At 41.2% G+C, this 19,391-nt stretch carries 12 protein-coding genes, 1 other RNA gene and 2 pseudogenes; all 15 read left to right on the top strand.

Features of this window, described 5'->3' with window-relative positions; genetic code table 11:
• The first annotated feature begins 194 nt into the window (after positions 1-194).
• Complete coding sequence (gene eno, locus MKY66_RS00930) at positions 195-1,481, top strand: phosphopyruvate hydratase (protein WP_062837741.1); 1,287 nt, start codon at positions 195-197, stop codon at positions 1,479-1,481.
• Between the two features lie 211 nt (positions 1,482-1,692).
• Complete coding sequence (gene secG / locus MKY66_RS00935; RefSeq protein WP_062837740.1) at positions 1,693-1,926, top strand: preprotein translocase subunit SecG; 234 nt, start codon at positions 1,693-1,695, stop codon at positions 1,924-1,926.
• 557 nt (positions 1,927-2,483) lie between these two features.
• Positions 2,484-5,261, top strand: a complete 2,778-nt coding sequence (gene rnr, locus MKY66_RS00940) for a ribonuclease R (RefSeq protein ID WP_076216889.1) — start codon at positions 2,484-2,486, stop codon at positions 5,259-5,261.
• 258 nt (positions 5,262-5,519) lie between these two features.
• Positions 5,520-6,002, top strand: a complete 483-nt coding sequence (gene smpB / locus MKY66_RS00945) for an SsrA-binding protein SmpB (protein WP_036674736.1) — start codon at positions 5,520-5,522, stop codon at positions 6,000-6,002.
• Positions 6,003-6,589: 587 nt separating this feature from the next.
• Positions 6,590-6,954: a transfer-messenger RNA gene (ssrA, locus tag MKY66_RS00950) on the top strand.
• A gap of 253 nt (positions 6,955-7,207) precedes the next feature.
• The gene (locus tag MKY66_RS00955) at positions 7,208-8,371 is read left to right on the top strand and encodes a DNA cytosine methyltransferase (protein ID WP_076216890.1); all 1,164 of its coding nucleotides are present in this window, start codon (positions 7,208-7,210) and stop codon (positions 8,369-8,371) included.
• Between the two features lie 17 nt (positions 8,372-8,388).
• Positions 8,389-10,140: a MoxR family ATPase gene (locus tag MKY66_RS00960; protein WP_076216891.1), complete on the top strand. Its 1,752-nt coding sequence runs from the start codon at positions 8,389-8,391 to the stop codon at positions 10,138-10,140.
• A 4-nt stretch (positions 10,141-10,144) separates the two neighbouring features.
• Positions 10,145-11,455: a hypothetical protein gene (locus MKY66_RS00965; RefSeq protein WP_076216892.1), complete on the top strand. Its 1,311-nt coding sequence runs from the start codon at positions 10,145-10,147 to the stop codon at positions 11,453-11,455.
• Positions 11,456-11,729: 274 nt separating this feature from the next.
• A pseudogene (locus MKY66_RS00970) lies at positions 11,730-13,288 on the top strand (IS1182 family transposase).
• 285 nt (positions 13,289-13,573) lie between these two features.
• Positions 13,574-13,732 (top strand): annotated as a pseudogene (locus tag MKY66_RS00975) (JAB domain-containing protein); the annotation flags it as partial.
• A gap of 678 nt (positions 13,733-14,410) precedes the next feature.
• Complete coding sequence (locus MKY66_RS00980) at positions 14,411-15,652, top strand: ATP-binding protein (RefSeq protein ID WP_076210169.1); 1,242 nt, start codon at positions 14,411-14,413, stop codon at positions 15,650-15,652.
• A complete protein-coding gene (locus tag MKY66_RS00985) occupies positions 15,618-16,307 on the top strand; it encodes a hypothetical protein (protein ID WP_076210170.1) in 690 nt (229 codons plus the stop codon). Before MKY66_RS00980 ends, MKY66_RS00985 begins: the two co-directional genes overlap by 35 nt.
• Positions 16,308-16,957: 650 nt before the next feature.
• On the top strand, positions 16,958-17,884 hold the full coding sequence (locus MKY66_RS00990) for a metal-dependent hydrolase (protein ID WP_076210172.1): 927 nt from the start codon (positions 16,958-16,960) through the stop codon (positions 17,882-17,884).
• A gap of 131 nt (positions 17,885-18,015) precedes the next feature.
• On the top strand, positions 18,016-18,723 hold the full coding sequence (locus MKY66_RS00995) for a uracil-DNA glycosylase (protein WP_076210174.1): 708 nt from the start codon (positions 18,016-18,018) through the stop codon (positions 18,721-18,723).
• A gap of 109 nt (positions 18,724-18,832) precedes the next feature.
• Positions 18,833-19,195: a hypothetical protein gene (locus MKY66_RS01000; RefSeq protein ID WP_076210176.1), complete on the top strand. Its 363-nt coding sequence runs from the start codon at positions 18,833-18,835 to the stop codon at positions 19,193-19,195.
• The last annotated feature ends 196 nt before the right edge of the window (positions 19,196-19,391 follow it).

Consider the following 19,391-nt stretch of genomic DNA (forward strand, 5'->3'; position numbering starts at 1 on the left):
AAACGAAGGAAGCAGAAATTGTCCGAAGAAGCAACGCGTTCGCCTTTATCACATGATTCCAACTTATTAAAATAAGTTCAAAGGAATCAGGGGATAACAGCGATTAGAGGACAATTCTGCTGACGTAGTGGAAAAGGGAAAACACAAGTGGTCCTAATTTATAATAAATTTAAATTTAAAGGAGATTATCACAAATGACTATTATTTCTGACGTGTACGCTCGCGAAGTCCTCGACTCCCGCGGTAACCCTACAGTAGAAGTTGAAGTATACCTGGAGTCCGGCGCAATCGGACGCGCAATCGTTCCATCTGGTGCATCCACTGGTGCCCACGAAGCAGTTGAGCTTCGCGATGGCGACAAATCCCGTTACCTCGGTAAAGGTGTTCTGCAAGCTGTTAAAAACGTAAACGAAACAATCGCTCCAGAAGTTATCGGTATGGATGCATTGGATCAACTGGGTATCGACAAATTGATGATCACTTTGGATGGTACGCCAAACAAAGGTAAACTGGGTGCTAACGCAATCCTGGCTGTATCCATGGCAGTAGCTCGCGCAGCTGCTGACGCTCTGGACCTGCCATTGTACGTTTACCTGGGCGGATTCAACGCTAAAGCATTGCCAGTTCCAATGATGAACATCATCAACGGTGGTGAGCATGCTGACAACAACATCGACGTTCAAGAGTTCATGGTTCTTCCAGTTGGAGCACCAAGCTTCAAAGAAGCTCTTCGCGTAGGCGCAGAGATCTTCCACAACCTGAAATCTGTATTGAGCTCAAAAGGCTTGAACACAGCTGTAGGTGACGAAGGTGGTTTCGCACCAAACCTTGGTTCAAACGAAGAAGCAATCACTACAATCATCGAAGCAATTGAAAAAGCTGGTTACAAACCAGGCGTTGACGTATTCCTGGGTATGGACGTTGCTTCCACTGAGTTCTACAAAGATGGTAAGTACACACTTGCTGGCGAAGGTAAATCTTACACTTCCGCTGAGTATGTTGACCTTCTGGCTTCATGGGTTGAGAAATACCCAATCATCACAATCGAAGACGGTATGTCCGAAGATGACTGGGATGGTTGGAAATTGCTCACTGAGAAATTGGGCGACAAAGTACAACTCGTTGGTGATGACCTGTTCGTAACAAACACTGAGCGTCTGGGCAGAGGTATCGACGAAGGTATCGGTAACTCCATCTTGATCAAAGTTAACCAAATCGGTACATTGACTGAAACATTTGATGCAATCGAAATGGCTAAACGCGCAGGATACACAGCTGTAATCTCCCACCGTTCCGGTGAGTCCGAAGACAGCACAATCGCTGATATCGCTGTTGCAACTAACGCTGGTCAAATCAAAACGGGTGCTCCTTCCCGTACAGACCGTATCGCGAAGTACAACCAATTGCTCCGCATTGAGGATCAACTGGGTGAACTGGCTCAATACAATGGTCTTAAAGGATTCTACAACCTTAAAAAATAAGCTGGATATCCAGCTTTTACAGGCAAGCCGGGTAACCGGCTTGTCTTTTTTATTGCAACGATGTAATGGCATAACGTAAGGAGCGAGCAGATGGTGAAATTTAGGGCATTGTATAAACTGTACTACTTGTAGTACAACCATAGCTATGTTACAATTAAAGTAACTGTTTTTATGGTGAGATGTATGCCCACATGGGTAGGAGGTGGAAAGAATGGATATTGCTTTGAAATTGCTGCTCGTTGTTTTCTCGATCGGTCTAATCACTGTAGTATTGCTGCAGCACGGGAAAAGCGCTGGTTTGGCGGGTGCCATCTCCGGTGGTGCGGAACATCTTTTCGGTAAAACGAAAGCGCGCGGATTGGATCTCTTCCTGCAACGTGCAACGGTGGTACTGGGTGCAGGATTTATGATTTTGTCTATTATTGTTACGGTGGTTTCCAAGTAAGACTTGGATCAGCACGGCAATGAATAGCTTTTAAGCTAATGGCTTAATTGATAAACCTTCGTTTCGTGGAGAAACGGGGGTTTTTTAATAAATTCTTACGCGTCCAAACTTTTCCAATGACTAATAGACTCCATGATTTCGGTCTTCTTCTCAACTTCTGTTCAGAATTCCTTCCTTAGCGTGAAACACCCCTATCATGCATGGTATGTCCCTCGCTTATTCGTTACGCGAATTCACTCCTTATAATGAATGTCATGTGTACAGAAAATTTTTCGGGTCTAGTCCTTTTCCAGATGCGTACTGTATATGTGCCGCATAAAATGTCTGTAGAGATATGTGAAAGCGTGATTATAGCGGAGCGTCAGGCCACTGTGGTTTTTTTGCGAGGTACGGATGGTCCGGATTGAATTCGTGTATACTAGGGTATGAGATAGTATGGTTGCACTACTACACTCTACACGACAACGGCAATATGTATCATGAAAATGGTAAGAATTCCGATACATAAAGAGATGAGACTTGATTACACTTTTATGTTTCCCGAGGTGAATATATTAATGATAACAGAACAACAATTGCTCGACTTCATGCGGGAGACCGCTTATAAACCCATGACTTATCAGGAGTTGGAACAGCACTTCGCGATCGAAGATGCAGCTGATTTCAAAGCCTTTTTGATTATGCTTAATACGCTGGAGGAATCCGGTAAAGTTTTGCTGACCCGTAACAATCGCTATGGTATGCCAGAGCGCATGGACTTGGTACGTGGACGTTTACAGGCTCACGCCAAAGGGTTCGCTTTCCTCATTCCTGAGGATCGGGAGCACCCGGATGTGTACATTCATGCCAATGATATGAAGAGTGCGATGAATGGTGATACGGTATTGGTTAAAGTCACGTCTCAAGGACCTTCTGGCGGTCGTCTTGAAGGTGAGATCGTTCGCATTGTTACTCGTGCTGTAACACAAGTCGTTGGTGTGTTCCAAAGCCATGAAGTGTACGGCTTCGTCATTCCGGATGACAAACGGATTAATCGCGATATTTTCATCCCGCGTACCAACTTTGCTGGGGCGGTTGATGGACAGAAGGTCGTAGCAAAGATCGTCAGCTATCCGGAGGGTCGTGCGGCGGCCGAGGGTGAAGTGATCGAGATTCTCGGTCATAAGGATGAACCGGGTATCGATATTTTGTCCGTTATTCGCAAGCATCAGTTGCCTGAAGCTTTCCCCGACGAAGTGGTAGAAGAGGCTGAGAAAGCACCCGACTCCATCACGGATGAAGAGATTGTACAACAGGGTCGCCGTGATCTGCGTGGACTTAACATTGTCACGATTGATGGCGAAGATGCCAAGGATCTGGATGATGCTGTTAACGTAGAGAAACTGCCTAACGGGAACTACCGTCTAGGTGTTCATATTGCCGACGTTGGCTATTATGTGCAGGAGAATTCCAAGCTGGATCAGGAAGCTTACAACCGCGGATGCAGTGTGTATCTGGTAGACCGGGTTATTCCGATGCTACCTCAGCGTCTGTCCAACGGGATCTGTAGTTTGAACCCGCAGGTAGACCGCCTGACACTGTCATGTGAAATGGAGTTTAACGACCAGATGAAGGTTGTAAAACATGACATTTTCACAAGTGTAATCAAAACCAAAGAGCGGATGACGTATTCTAATGTCCGTAAAATCCTTGAAGGTGAAGAGCCGGAATTGCTCGAGCGTTATAAGGATCTTGTAGATGATTTCCATCTGATGAAAGAGATTGCCCTGAAGCTACGTGCTATGCGTATGCGCCGTGGTGCGGTTGACTTTGATTTTGAAGAATCCAAAATCATTGTGGACGCAGAGTGCAAACCGGTAGATATCGTGAAACGGGAACGTTCGATTGCTGAGCAAATTATTGAGGAATTCATGTTGGCAGCGAACGAAACAGTGGCAGAGCATTTCCACTGGTTGAAGGTTCCGTTCATTTATCGTGTGCACGAAGATCCCGATCAGGAAAAACTACAAAATTTCCTCGCCTTTGCGGCGAATTTTGGACACCAGGTCAAAGGACGTGGCAATGCAATTCATCCACGGGCGCTTCAATCGTTGCTTGAGGATATCAAAGAAACGAAAGAACAAACCGTGATTAGTACGATGATGCTCCGTTCCATGAAACAGGCGAAGTATGATTCTGAAATGTCAGGTCACTTTGGCCTCGCGGCAGAATTCTATAGTCACTTCACTTCTCCAATTCGTCGTTATCCCGATCTTGTCATTCACCGGGTGATTCGCGAAGTCATTGAAAATAATGGTGCTTTGCCGGAGAACCGTCAGGAATATTTGGCAGCACGTATGTCCGATATTGCGCAGCAGTCTTCGGAACGTGAACGTGTGGCGGTAGAAGCTGAGCGGGATACGGAGAAAATGAAAAAAGCCGAGTACATGCTCGATAAAGTAGGCGAAGAGTTCGAAGGTATGATCAGCAGTGTAACCAGCTTTGGTATGTTCATTGAACTGGAGAACACGGTTGAAGGTCTTATTCGCCTGAGCGCGCTCACGGACGACTATTACCATTTTGACGATCAGCATATGGCTCTGATTGGTGAACGTACCTCGAAAGTCTTCCGTATCGGTGATGAAGTGAAGATCCGTGTGGCACGTGTAAGCATGGAAGAGTACACGATTGATTTTGAAATGGTGGATATGAAACCTCGCGCTGAACGTCCTGGCGGCTTCGGTGGTGGACGTGGCGGTAAAGGTGGACGTCCTAGTAGCGGCGGCGGACGCGGCGGTGCCAAGGGTGGACCGGGTGGTTTCAGCGGTTCGCGTGGCGGCAAAGGCGGATCATCCGCTGCTGGCGCCAGCCGTGGTGGCAGATCAACGGAAGAAAGCAGCAAAGGTGGACGTGGCGGTCGCGGTGGAGCAGCGAGTGCAGGCGCGGGCTCATCTGGTGGCTACGCAGGTAAGGGCGGTGGCAAACCAAAAGGTGAGCGCCGTGCTGGTGATGCTGGTGGATCAACTGGCCGGGGCAAAGGCGCGTTGAGCTTTGGTTTTGGCTCAGGTAAAGGCGGATATAGCTCTACATCGGGTGGATCGGATAGTAGTTCAACCGGTGGACAAGGAAGTGGCCTGAACAGCGGCAGCGGTCGTGGTGAAGGAAGCTTTAAGTCCGGCAAGGGCGGCAAAGGCGGAAGTGGACGCAAAAACACTTCGCCGAGCGGCGTATTTATTGGAGAAAATGCAACTCCTGGTGGCGCTCAGGAAGGTGGAGCACCACGACGCAAGCGGAAGAAGAGCAAAGGTGCAGCTGGTAACGGTACGGCAGCTTTTGTACGGAAAAAGAAAAAATAAAGCTAACGTAACTTGGAGAAATGGATTACAATTCGTTCCTCCAGGTTAAGCGTTGGAGAAAATAGTCACTTCAGCCGGGGTGTTGTTTCGCACAGTCTGAAAGTGGTGTAATGAGGAGGGGCGGCAGAGGTCGCCTCTTTCTTGATTTTAACAGCCGTACTTGCTACAATTAAGGTCTGGCACGTGGTACCTTGGTGCAACATTGGGTGCTGCTATAGAGCATGGTACCGGCTTATTTTACGGAGAAGGAGTGAGGACATGGGCAAGAATGATGGACAGAGTAAAGTGCTTGCACAGAATAAAAAGGCTTCCCATGACTACTTCATTGAAGATACGTATGAAGCGGGCATGGTGCTTACCGGAACGGAGATCAAATCTCTTCGTAACGGCCGTGCGAATATTGGTGATGCATTTGCCACGATTCGAAACGGTGAGATTCATATTCACAATATGCATATTAGTCCTTTTGAACAAGGGAACCGAAATAATCCGCTCGATCCGACACGTACGCGCAAGTTGCTAATGCATAAAGTGCAGATCCACAAGCTGCTCGGGCTGTCGAAACAGGATGGGTACAGCATTGTGCCGCTGAAAATCTATATCCGCAATGGTTATGCAAAGCTTTTGCTTGGACTGGGTAAAGGTAAGAAGCAGTATGATAAACGGGAGACTGCAGCCAAGCGCGATGCTCAACGCGATATCCAACGGGTACTGCGCGAGAAGCAGAAGGTTGCACGTTAAGTGGAGCGCTGGGCTAAAGGCTTTACTTTTCAGTGTAGAAGATATTTTTTGTGATGAAGTTAGGAAGATTGATGTATGAGTTAAGAAGTCTCAAGGTTTGTCCTGCAATGGGCAAGATTGAGGCTTTTTTATTATTAGTAGAAAGGGGATGTGATGTGAATAGCTGAAGTGTGCAGTGGGCTGATTTTTATTGATGTGTGACTAAGAAAACTGCTAGGAGCATGGAGCTTAGTGCGGTGATGAATCTAAATTATCAGCTGTTGCGTAGTTTGCCTGGAACGTGGGTAAAATACTTAGGTGTCCTTGTACATGATCCGATCTGGTAAACTTTACTTCCGATTGGTGACGCGGTATAATATGTAGACGATTGAGCCTGTTATATTGGATAACCTTGTATCTGTGCTCAGCCTGCTGGAATGTCTTCCAGCAATCTGTACTATTTCGGTGATGTGTCCTGTGTTATGATTACTCATGTAGCAGACAGGAATGCCGAGTTTGAAAGAAGCATCTTTTTACCTTGGAGGAAAAAGATGTGCAGCACCTTTGCTCCGTATTCACGGATTAATCCTGGAGCCCTTCTTCATTGAGGGGGCGTTTATGGATTCGACGGGGATAGTTCGAGCATGGGTAGCGGGTAGTGGGGACGCGTCCGCTTTATCAACGCTAAAGCCTATTAAACGGCAAACAACAAACAAACTACGCTTTCGCAGCCTAAGAAACTGTGTGCGTGCTTCTACCCTGCATCGCCCATGTGACAGGGATAGGGGCTAACTAGTAGTGGGATACGCTGTCACATCTCCGCCTGGGGTGTGCTGAAGAAGACAATCAGGCTGACCCAACGTATAGCCGGTTACGGGGCGATACTCGGGTGACATCAAAACTGTGACTACACCCGTAGAAGCTTATGTGCCGTTATCTTCGGACAGGGGTTCGACTCCCCTCGCCTCCATTAAAAAAACCCGCTCTTTGAGCGGGTTTTTGCATTTGTAAGGCAAGATTGTAGACAAAATGTAGACAATGATGATGATATAGATTCTTTTTCAGGCAAGTAATAGACAATTTGTCTACATTGATTAGCCGGTTTTTAAATTAATGCGTAATGATTTTGTAAAACACACGTTCGCTTGTTATAATTTAAAATAATACTTGCTCAATGTTCAGGCAGCCAAATACAATAGATAGTGATGTAACTAGGAGGGCAATAAATGAAAATCAAGAATGCAAATACTCCATTTAGTGTCGTGAGTATGTTTAGTGGTTGTGGCGGAATGGATCTTGGGTTTCATAATGCTAATTACAACATAGTGTGGGCCAATGATTTGAATACCGATGCATGCGTTACGTATCGTGAAAATATCGGTGATATATATGAAGGAGATATCTACGAACAGGAGATTCCTTCTGTCGAAGATCTTGATGTATTATTAGCTGGTTTTCCATGTCAACCATTCTCAAATGCTGGGAATCGAAAAGGTATAAATGAAGATAGAGGTCAACTATATAAGGCAACCCTTAATTATATCAGGAAACTTCGTCCTAAAATAGTTATGATGGAAAATGTGAGAGGAATGTTATCCATTAAAACTGATGAGGGATATTTGTTGCCTGAGATCTGTCAGAACTTAAAAATGCTTGGTTATACTGCATATTTTAAATTAGTTAACACTTCCGATTATGGTGTTCCTCAGAATCGTTTAAGAGTTATAATTATAGGAATTCGTAATAATATACGTTTGGGGAAATTTAGATTTCCAGAGCCTCTAACAGGACTTGACTTATCTATAGAAAATAATGTGATTAATGTGAGTGAAGATATCCCGAATCAAGATCAATTATTGCGCCTTAATCCTCAAGCTATTACTCTAGGAAGTTATGTTCCTGAAGGAGGGTCGTGGAAAGATATTCCCTATGAATTGCTTCCAGATAGGCTTAAAAGAATAAGAGAGGATATGGCCAAATATAGATGGCCTAATTTCTACAGAAGATATCATCGTAGTGAAATTGCTGGAACAGTCACTGCTGCATTTAAACCTGAGAATGCGGGAGTTTGGCATCCTATTGAACAGAGAGTTTTTTCAGCCAGAGAGATAGCTCGAATTCAAAGTTTTCCCGATGATTTCGTCTTTCACGGAAAATCTGTTAAGGCAATTTATGAGATGATTGGAAACGCCGTACCTCCTAAATTAGCTCAAATCTTTGCTGAAGCTTTCAAGAATGTACTTTCTGGCGTTGATTGCATCTCTGAAGTTGAGCCAAGGCTTTTTTCCGAAATCCGTTTTGGTAAAGTACCTGTCAGAGTAGCCGATGCAGAAGTTATTTTTGATCATTTAGAAGTAGAAAATTACGAGCAGATTGAATTTATTGTCTAAAGAAAGAAGGGGTTATTGTGTATTTCGCTGATCAAACTTTTCGAACCAACTATAGAATGTTGCAACCTTTAGAACAAGGAGGTAAGCTGGGCCGGGAGACTACTTCCGGCTTAGCTTATTTTTTTTCATTAGATCGATTGCAGAAGAAACTGGGTTTGGAAATTATTGACTTACATCCTGAATCTGCCGATAGGCAAGAGTTCATAAGCATGTTTATCGAAACCTTAATGGTTGGCCGAGACGAACAAAATAATGAATTACAAGCAACAAGTTTAGGGTTTATTGAAGTAGGAGCCAGCAGTTTAGAAAAGAAAGTTAGTTCGAATTTTCTAACAGTTCCAGTGAAAAAGGGAAGTAGACAACAAGAACTGCTCCCATACCCAGGACGACCAGGACCGTTAGTTAATCTGGGATTGGACACTGGAATTCATGGGAAATGGGGGATAACAAAAAATCCAGAGTGGAAAGATAATTTTTTGAAATTTATTAACAGAAGGTTGTGTGGGAGTAATACCTTTCCGCTAATAGTATTTCTTTTAAGAAACAGACCGTTACTTAACTTAGAAAGCGATAATCCCTATACAATATTAAAGTCATCATTAGGAGACATTGTAACTGAAGAGACTGCTGATTTTTTGGTTAGTCATGCGGAAGTGCCTGAAGAATGGGCAAGTGACCATTTCTTATCCGTGGTGTATACTCCATTAACTAATTATTCTGAATTTTTAAATGTGGAGTTGAAAGAACAACTTACCTCTTATACAGCTAGTACAGTAGCAGTAGCTAGTCCATCATTTGAAGTGAATAATACTTTAAGCAGAAAAATCGAAGCTGCTATTAATTCGGGTAGTCATATTATACTTACTGGCCCTCCTGGTACAGGGAAAACAACAATTGCTAAAATTATCTCTCAAAATTTTAAAGGCCCGAATGGTTTTAAAACTTATACTGCAACATCGAATTGGTCAGCATTTGAGGTATTGGGTGGATATTTACCTGATCCTCTAAACCCTCAACGGCTTCAGTTTGAAGAAGGCTTTATTACTCGAAGTATATCTGAGAATAAGTGGGTCATAATTGATGAGATTAATAGAGCTGATGTCGATAAAGCATTTGGTGAGCTGTTTACTGTGCTAACGGGTAATTCGGTTAACTTGCCATACTATAACTTCGTTAATGAGAGTGATGGAACAATAAAAAGAAAGAAAATTACGATTTCTCCTGAGAATGAAAGAGAAGTATCTGGAGATGATCAGCAAAATTACTATGTTCAAACTGATTGGCGAATTATCGGAACAATGAATACTTTTGATAAAAGTAGTTTGTACCAGTTATCTTATGCGTTTATGCGGCGATTTGCATTTATTGAAGTTGAACCCCCCTCTTCTGAGAGCATGAGTGAGATTTTGAAACAAAAAGTTTCCCAAATGCAAATCAATGAGGAGTTGAAAGATGAAATAAAGGTATACATAATCAATCTATTTTCTAATGGATTATACTCTATAAATAATGCGGTAGGGGTTGCCATACCAATTAGTGTGATAAACTATTTAGAGAAGAGAATCGGAATTGATCGAGAGCTGGAGGTTTCTTTAGGAGAGGTTTTTATTGAGGCGATTAGTATGTACTTATTCCCTCAGTTTGAAGGGAGAAGAAGAGACTTTGAAACTTTACTCCAAGTAATCGTTTCTTCGCTTGACATCGAAGAGCCTTTTATACGCTCTCTATTAATAAAGGAACTCTCTAACTGGACAGGAAATATTGGTTGATTACATGGCGAATACATTTAAATATAGCGATAAATACTGGCGCGATGAAGTTAAAAAATATATTTTTGCTAGGTTGGATTCACTTTGGTCTGATAATGGAATTCATGATGATTTACTCGATAGTTTTATTAAATCCATACTACAAACTAGTGGTGACGACTTAAAATGGCTAGCTGCTATTTATCACATTAACAGAAGAGAAGGCGCTCTACATTATGTGCTAAATATTCTTCCAGAGTACATGAATACGTTATCTCGTAAGAACGACTCTTATATAACTACTTCTTCAGCAGTGAGAGGGAAAGTCTTATGGAGTCGGACCTATCTTCAAAGATTGACTACTAGGGATCTATCAACTTTCGTAATTCAAGATAATAATAAGAATCTTGATTCGGATGAGAATAGATTATTACTTTTTTATTTAACTCAACTAGCTAATATCAATGTTCCCGCCGCTTGGAGTATATCTAAAACTGAAAATAGGATTGGGGATAAATTAGTAGGGTTGATAAAAGCTTCAAGAAAACTTCTTCAATCTACTTACTTAAAAGAAGTGTCACTAGTAAGTACTGTGACGGAACGTATGCTTTCTCAAGCATCAAAAAATCGAAATCCAGTATACTCTAATTTAGTTAATTTGTATTTAGAGTATGAAACAATAATGGAAAAACCCTCTTTAGAGTTAGTTAAATCTTTGTTTGAGTATGGATGGATCCAACCAAAAGTAGAAGAGCATACTGATGATTTATTTGAATTATTTGTCCTGCTTTCCACGCTTAATACTATTGAAAATATTTTGAAAAATCAGCGACAGAGCTTCGAATCTGATTACAACTTGATCAGGCCTGGGGGATCTCATATTATAGCAAGATTCAGATCTGAAAAAGTGGATATTCAGATAATGTATGATAGATCACCAGAAAAACTATTTGGTATTTCACAGATTAATTCACTCTATAAAAGGATATTAGGGATGTATGAAGGCATAAGTGGAAGCGCCAGAAGGCCTGATATCCTTTTAAAAATTAATGATCTTCAAAATAAACAGGAAAGCCGCCTGTTAATAGAAGTTAAGAACACTGATGCCGGGAGTAGTTATGCTAATGAAAGTATCTATAAAGCTTTGGGGTATTTGAAAGATTATGATGGTTTTTGGAAAGTTGATCAGTATCCTAAAATTGTTTTAGCTTATCCCGATGGCATTAAAGCTAAAAGTGAAATAGATGGAGTTTGGCTTGAACAAGATCTTGTATTAATTTCTGGCAATTTGAAGAAGGATTTGAAACAGATTATTGAAAAGTTCCTCATGAAGTAAGGATTTTGAAATCTGGAGATAAAGAGAAATACTGCTTGTGGAAAGAAAGGTTGGATTTCTTCCTCTTTTAAAGAGTAAATTCTAAAAATAAAAGTATATATTATTAAATGGATACTTAGTCGATGAATTAAATTTATATGAAAACACAAAGGGGCTGTCCCATAAGTCATAAAAATGGCTAGGGACAGACCTGTTTTCCAAATTGTAAAACAAAAAGAAGCCTTTCCTTGGTAAAATGGAAGTGTCGAGCAACCATTTCTAAGGAGGGCTTCTTTTGTACATTCAATATACCATGGATCAACTTTTCTTGCCAATGGATTTGGAGACAGATATCCCCGAAAACCACCTCGTTCGTGTTGTAAATGACGCAATCAATCGCCTGAGCGATTCCATTTTTAGTGCAGCATATCCTGGCGGGGGCCGCCATAGCTATCATCCCAAAATGCTCACCAAAATCATCATCTACGCCTATACCCAACGCATCTATTCATCCCGGCAAATCGCCAAGGCTGTTCGCGAAAATATCATGTTCATGTGGCTCGCTGGGCGGCAACAACCGGATTTTCGGACCATCAATCGCTTTCGTTCCGAGCGGATGAAAGAGGTACTGGAAACGGTGTTTACCCACGTGCTAGAACTGCTGGTTCAGGAGCAATACGTGTCCATGGATCACTACTTTCTGGACGGAACCAAGCTTGAGGCGAATGCAAATCGGTACACCTTTGTCTGGAAAAAGGCTGTCGTCAAGTACCAGGCCAAGCTGCAAGAAAAAGTACATACCCTGTTCCAAACCATCGAAGCGGCCGAAAGTGAAGAAGATGCGCTCCATGCGGGTACAGACCTCCCTGAGCTCGGGGAAGCTTCTGCACTCACGGCAGAAAAGCTGGAAAAAGTCGTTGAGCAACTGGAGGAATCCTTACAAGAAAAACCGAAAAACAAAATCGTAAAGAAAGCCGTACGCCAGTTACGCAAAGACTTGCTACCGCGGCTGCAAAAGTATGAGCACCAGATCCAAACCGCAGGGGAGCGGAATAGCTATAGCAAAACCGATCCAGACGCAACGTTCATGCGAATGAAAGAAGATCATATGCGAAATGGTCAATTGAAGCCAGGGTACAATGTGCAGATTGGAACGGAAAACCAGTTTGTTTTAGGTTACACGGTGCACCAGCGACCCACAGACACGAAATGTCTGAAGCCCCATCTCGACCATTTCGAAGAAACGCTCGGCAAAAGACCGAAGACCGTCATTGCGGATGCAGGATATGGAAGTGAAGAGAATTACAGCTATTTCGAAGAGCAAAACATCCAGGCAATCGTCAAATATGGGACGTACCACAAGGAGAAAACCAGGGCGTGGAAGCAAGCGATTGGCAAGGTGGACAACTGGAGCTATAACGAAACGGAAGATACATGGACCTGTGCGGCTGAGAAGACGTTACATTTTCGGTACGAAAGCGAGACAGTCACGGAGAGTGGTTACACGATTCGTACCCGCCATTATCGAAGTGAAGATTGTAGTAGATGTCCTCTGAAAGCAACATGCACCAAAGCCAAAGGCAATCGGGAGATCGCGATCAGCCTGACCTATATGCGGCAAAAAAACGAGATGCGGGAACGACTGCGCAGCGAGGAAGGATACACCCTTTCTGTTCAGCGCATGACGGAGCCAGAGAGTGTGTTTGGACAAATCAAAAACAACCGGGGATTCCGAAGATTCCTGCTTCGCGGCTTGCAAAAAGTAAGCCTGGAGGTCGGGTGGCTTGCCTTGCCCACAATCTACTTAAAAAAGCCGCAATGACGGAAAAACGCAAAAAGGACAAAGCAGGATAAACCTCTGCTTTGTCCTTTTTTGAACCTATGAGTGTTATTTCTTTTTGCCGATACGCTTTTAAGGGCTTTTGAGACAGCCACTTTGTGTTTTCATATAAAGTACGCATAATGGAGGTTACATTTATGATTAAAAAAAGGCACTTAGAAATAAAATCACTTCTTACCGAATCCTTGTGTGAAAAACAAGGTAGTTATCTTATTGAAGAGATCATGAATCGTTTTCCGTCTATTAAAGAGCTTGTGGAGGTTTCAGAACAAGAGCTAGTTAAGATATGTGGCATACATCGGTTTAATATTAAAGAACATTTTATTTGTTTGTATCTTAATACAAAAAATTGTGTGATACACAAAGAAACGATCTTTATCGGTTCGCTTAACGCTTCTATAGTAAGGCCTGTATCAGTAATTGTAGAGACATTAAATGTGGCCTCAGGGACATTAGTTGGTGGAGCTACAGGGACAGCTATTGGAACGCTGGTTTTACCTGGAGCTGGGACAGCGATAGGTTACATCCTAGGGGATAGCGCGGGTATATCAGTTGCAACCAAGTCTAAAAGTAGGAGAGTGATAAATTGATTAATCGTTGGAAACAGCCACAAAATGCAGCATCTGATGCCATTATTAAAACGTTGGAAAATGGTTTCGACACTCAATTATTTGTGTAGCGAGTAAGATGAATTATGACTGAAGTAGTTATATTAGTCGTTTTTTGAAAGCAGAATTTATTTCCTTAAATAATGAGATGTTTCATTTACCAAAGAAATTGAGAATAGAAGGAAGAGTTCTAATGTAAATATTAGGTTCAATAATAAAAGCTCATTGGAGGGATCTGTCTTTTACAGATGAATCAACAGTATAGAGTAATTATTCTAATCGTTACCCCTATCTTGTATAATAAAGTTGTGAGTTAAGAATATTTAGGTATATGGTAAAAAAAGACGTAACCTGATGATAAGACTTCATGAGTTGGTGTATCCCCACTGAGACATAGAGTATCTTGTTATTTATGGGCAGGATTTAAAAGAGGGTTTCAATTAGTAGATATTGGTTTCATATAACCGAAGGTTGGGAATAATAAGAATTAAACAATAAAAATGTCTGATCTATTTAGGAGCTGATGACATGATAACTAAGTATCATGTTGAAAATTTCAAACAACTCAAAAACGTAACATGTATTTGTAAGGATATAAATATTATCATTGGTCCCAACGGGGCAGGAAAGTCCTCTCTTTTGCAAAGTATTGATTTTTTAAAGGCCTTTACGCATTCATCAATTAATCATTACTTGGAGAATAGGTCGCTCATACTTAAAGATTTATTTCATAGAAGGCATAGTAATAACAAAATATTGAGAAGAAATACACTTCGATGGGAATTAACGATTGAATTGCCATCAACAGAAAGAAATGAGCCTCCCTTTAAGTATAAGTATCAAGTAAGAATTACTGAAAAACAACGAATAGTTGAAAGGATATTTATAATTAATGAAATTGATGAAGAACATTTGTTGCTGTTGCGGAATCATAAGACTTTTGTTTTTTCTCCAGTATCAGGCGAAGAACAAAGTGGTGAATTTTTGAACCCTAATTCTGGTTTTTTGGCTACAATTACAGATGAAGAAGTAGAAATGTATCCTGATTTTTCTAGAATAAAGAAATTCATCTCAAATATCCAAACATTTCTCATATGGGATCCTGCTATTTTAAGACAAAGATCAAGAGGGAATCAAAATGAACTTGGTCCAAATGGTCAGAACCTTGCAACGAACTTAGCTGAATTAAAGAAACAAAAACCAATGCAATTTGATAAAATGATTAATAGATTACAAAAAGTACTTCCTAATTTAAAAGATATTATTATAAAAGGAAGTAGTAATGGATGGAAAGAAATTAACTTGGTTGAAAAAAATGGTGATGGTACAATTACATTTAATAATAATCAAATTAGTGACGGAACTCTTCGATTGATTGCCATGGCACTAATAAGATATGGAAATCGTAAGAGTTCTCTCGTATCTTTTGAAGAACCCGAAAATGGAATACATCCTCCAATTTTAAGAGAAGCCGCAAGAATGATTGAAGAGATAACTCAACTAAAACCTAAATTTAAGACTCAAGTTTTTGTGACAACACACAATCCATATCTTTTAGAAATGTTTCAGAATCAACCAGATTCGATTTTTATATTAGAAAAGGGTTCCAATGAAACTGGTACAATTATAACTAATATCTCCTTTGAGCAGTTAGAAAAGGCTATGCTTTTGTTTGATAACTCTATAGGTGATCTTTGGTTCTCTAGTCTCCTTCAAAGTGAGGAGGGTGACTCTAGTGAAAGTGTTATTGATCAGGGAAGGAGAGATTGACGATATATTGATTCCTCCTTTAATAACCACAATTGCAATCAGCAATAACATTCACTGGCCTTTGGATTTTAATGCTGATATAAGGAAGGAATTTCAAAAGGGGACTGGTTTTGGTAGTGTGAAGTCTGCTGTTCAAAGGTTAACTGAAGCATATGATAAAGATCCAGAATTAATTAATAAGTTGTTCAATAAGGTGATAATAATTCTTGATGGCAAAGGGACAAAAGCTGCCCAAGATGAAATTAAAAAAATGATTAAAAATCGAGAGAATTTCATGCTCGCTATTGCTATAAAAGAAGTTGAAGCATGGGTACTGGCAGACAGAGACCATGTAATTGAATGGCTAAAGGTTTCTAAGAATGATTGTCCAAATTGTCGATTCTGGGAGAAGGGTTATCAGCCTGAAAATGATCATGATCCAAAGCAAACCTTGAGTGAGTTAGTCTCCTCATCAGATATTAGTGAATATGATTATTGGGCGACCGGTGCGGCAAACGATTTTATAGAGCAATATTGGAAAGGAACCAATTATTCTAATGAAGATGTCAATGTGAATAATTGGATGGGACGTGCAAATTTATTACAAATGAAAGAGAAATGCCCACGAGGTTTTGGAGTGTTTTACTCCCCGTTGATATCGTTCTTAGGTAAGTAATGATTTTATCTAAAACTCCTGTCCTCTTTTATAGACACACTGTAGACCAAAGCTTTAAAATAATATGAATTAGAATAAATTCAATTGATATCAAGTAATGTGTATTGTCATATAATGTCTTATATGATAAGGGTCTATGGGACTTATTAACACAAGTGAAGAAGATTTGAGGGGATTGGGACAGGGGTTCGACTCCCCTCGCCTCTATTAGAGTCAAGTCAAAAACCACCAACCAGTGATCTGGGTGGTGGTTTTTCCATTTATTATGATATAATGTAAACAGAAATTTAGATTGGCTAACTCAAGATGGTGGAAAATTGAGAACAGCTCGAAAAAAATTTAAATAAGTCCAATCAACATGAACGGAAACAAACTTTTAGCTAGACCGAATTATGATAATAGAAAATACATACGAGGCATTAATGGTTTAGGGTATTTAAAGCTTGTTGATTCTATTTTGTGAGGCCTGGGCTAGCTTGGGCTCGAATTTTTGATCTAAGAAAATAGATTGATACATCCAAACGGAGACTACTCGCCACAGACCTTTGGAAGAGGTTCGGCTCTCAGGGTCTTTCATATAAAAACTAATTTATAATGTTTAACATTAATTACCATATTTTTAATACTGACAGCGTAAAGGAGTAGTTATTTTGGATCCGTACTTATATTTGTTGTTTCATCTTCTATCACATGCTCTTCTTGGGGCAGTAATTGCATACTGCTTTTTGCCAAGGGATACATGGAAAAATCTTATGATATGTCTATGTTCGGGTGCACTGTGTGGAATAATTCCTGATATTTTTGGGGATAGAAGTGTAGCTCCGTGGTCCCATTCTATATTGTTTACACCCCTTTTAGCTTTAGGAATAGCATATTTGACAAAACTGTTCTATAAAAAGACAAGTTTCAAATTAATCTGGGGATCTTCTATTTTGTCTGTCTTGTTTGGACACTTATTTTTAGACTATATGGGACATGATTTACCAGCATTCTATCCCCTTAGCGATAAGTCATATATTATGGGAGCCATTACATTGGGAGATCCATGGATATGGTTTCCGTTAATTATTGGTCTTGGATTGAGTATTTTTTTGAGGAACAAGCCTAAATTACCCGTAATTACTTCGATACTATTTATAGTGGTATATTTAGTTTTTCGAGTAATATCCAAAGAAATAATCGAGCACAAAGTTCAAGTTCAACACCCGGTTCCTGAAAAGTCATATATTATAGTGGAGCCCGATAGTCATTATGAATTTCCTTTAGATCCCAGAAAGTGGTTAGAGTTCAGGTTTCGAGTCATCAGTCCTCATTTCTCTAAAGGTGGTGATGCGGGTATACTGGGAGAGAAATCAGACAAACTATTCTGGTACGATTTTTATCCAGTAGCCTTTGAGATAAATTTATCAAGAGGAAAGTATGTTCCAATAAATTTACAGGATTCTAAAGTTGTGATATCTGTTACTAAGGAATGGAAAGAAGCGGGTTCTAACTATATTCAGGGAAAGTATGATGGAAACCTTCTTACCTACAAAGAAACCACCAATGGTCAGTGGGAAGAAGTTATACCGCAATAGTTTTCTATAGTTTCTATCCACCATCAACCAGCGTTCTGGTTGGTGGTTTTTCTGTTTATGCTATAATCTTTGTAAAATAAGCTGATGCAAGCCCGATTTACTCTGTAATCTCCCAAAGGAGGCAAAGAAGCATGAGCCAAACGCAGCAACAGATCCGCGAGTTTGTTGCAGGGGTACAAGCATATGTGTCGCCAGTAAATGTGATTAATCCTTGGAGAGATTATGTGGCGGGCTATGATATCGGCCCCGAAGCGGTAAAGATTCGTTGTGAACATTTGGTCAGGTATTTGGAACCACGAATGTCCAAGGCTCGGTACATTTTTATTGCTGAAGCTGTGGGATATCAAGGGGCGAGGTTCTCCGGCGTACCTTTGACGTCCGAGCGAATGGTTACCGGGAATCACTCACTGGTGAATCACCAGATGATTTTTGCAGGTGATCCGGGTGTCCGAACAAGCCTAGCCAATATCGCCAAACCTAACCGGAGTCAGGCATTGTATGGTTTCGCAGAACCGACAGCATCCATCATATGGGGTGAAGTGTTATCCAGTTCAAGGTGGAAACCAACGGACTTTATATTTTGGAACATTTATCCCTTTCATCCTTATCAATCTGCCGAAAACAGGATGACGAATCGAACGCCGACTTTGGCAGAGTTGGAGGATGGTGTGGTATTCGCCAGACAGCTTATGCAACTGAATCCTGATGCTCAGATCGTGGCTATTGGCAGAAAGTCAGCAGACACGTTAAGCTCACATCTCATTAAAAATCACCATGTTCCCCATCCTGCAAATGGAAGGGCAGTACAATTTCAAAAAGCTGTGAGGTCAATTATCTAGCCCATTTTGAACTGGAGGAATGTAAGGCTGACATATGCGTTTTTATCGTCCAAGTGCTAATACACATAACGTAATGCCCTATCATATAAAGATTGGTTGGTGAAGCTAAATGAGTGAAAAATACTGGCTTGTGGTGCAATATCCACTGAAGAGCGCGCAGGGTAGCAAACGAGATCATTGGTTGCAGGAAAAGGTGATGGAATATCTGGAAACCGTTCTGACCCAGTCGGAGTTGGGAGAGGTGGATGGATGTGACCTGGGCAGCCGTGTGGCTGATCCGAAGGAATATGTAATGAACATTTTCTGTGTGGTAACGGACGAAGATCGGAGCATAGCGCTGATTAAAAAAGTGCTGAGAGAGAGTCGGTTGGATTATACCCGCATCCAAATCGCTACGATGCCATATGGCACAGAAGGAAGCTACACGCTGAAATATGCCTCCAAAAAAGGCGTTACCGAATTCTCGCTTTGATCACGATTCGCTGTTTCTTACCATAACGAACTCTGTACTTGTCCTGCCCGAGGGCAGTTTGCCCCCAATATTTTCCCCACTTAAATTCATCATACGAGAAGACCATAATTGGACTTCCCAGCCTTAACCACTCGATCAACACTCTGTAAGTAGTAAGATTATGCCCGTAGATATTGTAATCTTGCTCAAAAGTATG

The organism is Paenibacillus sp. FSL R5-0766 (assembly GCF_037971845.1).
Taxonomy (GTDB): domain Bacteria; phylum Bacillota; class Bacilli; order Paenibacillales; family Paenibacillaceae; genus Paenibacillus.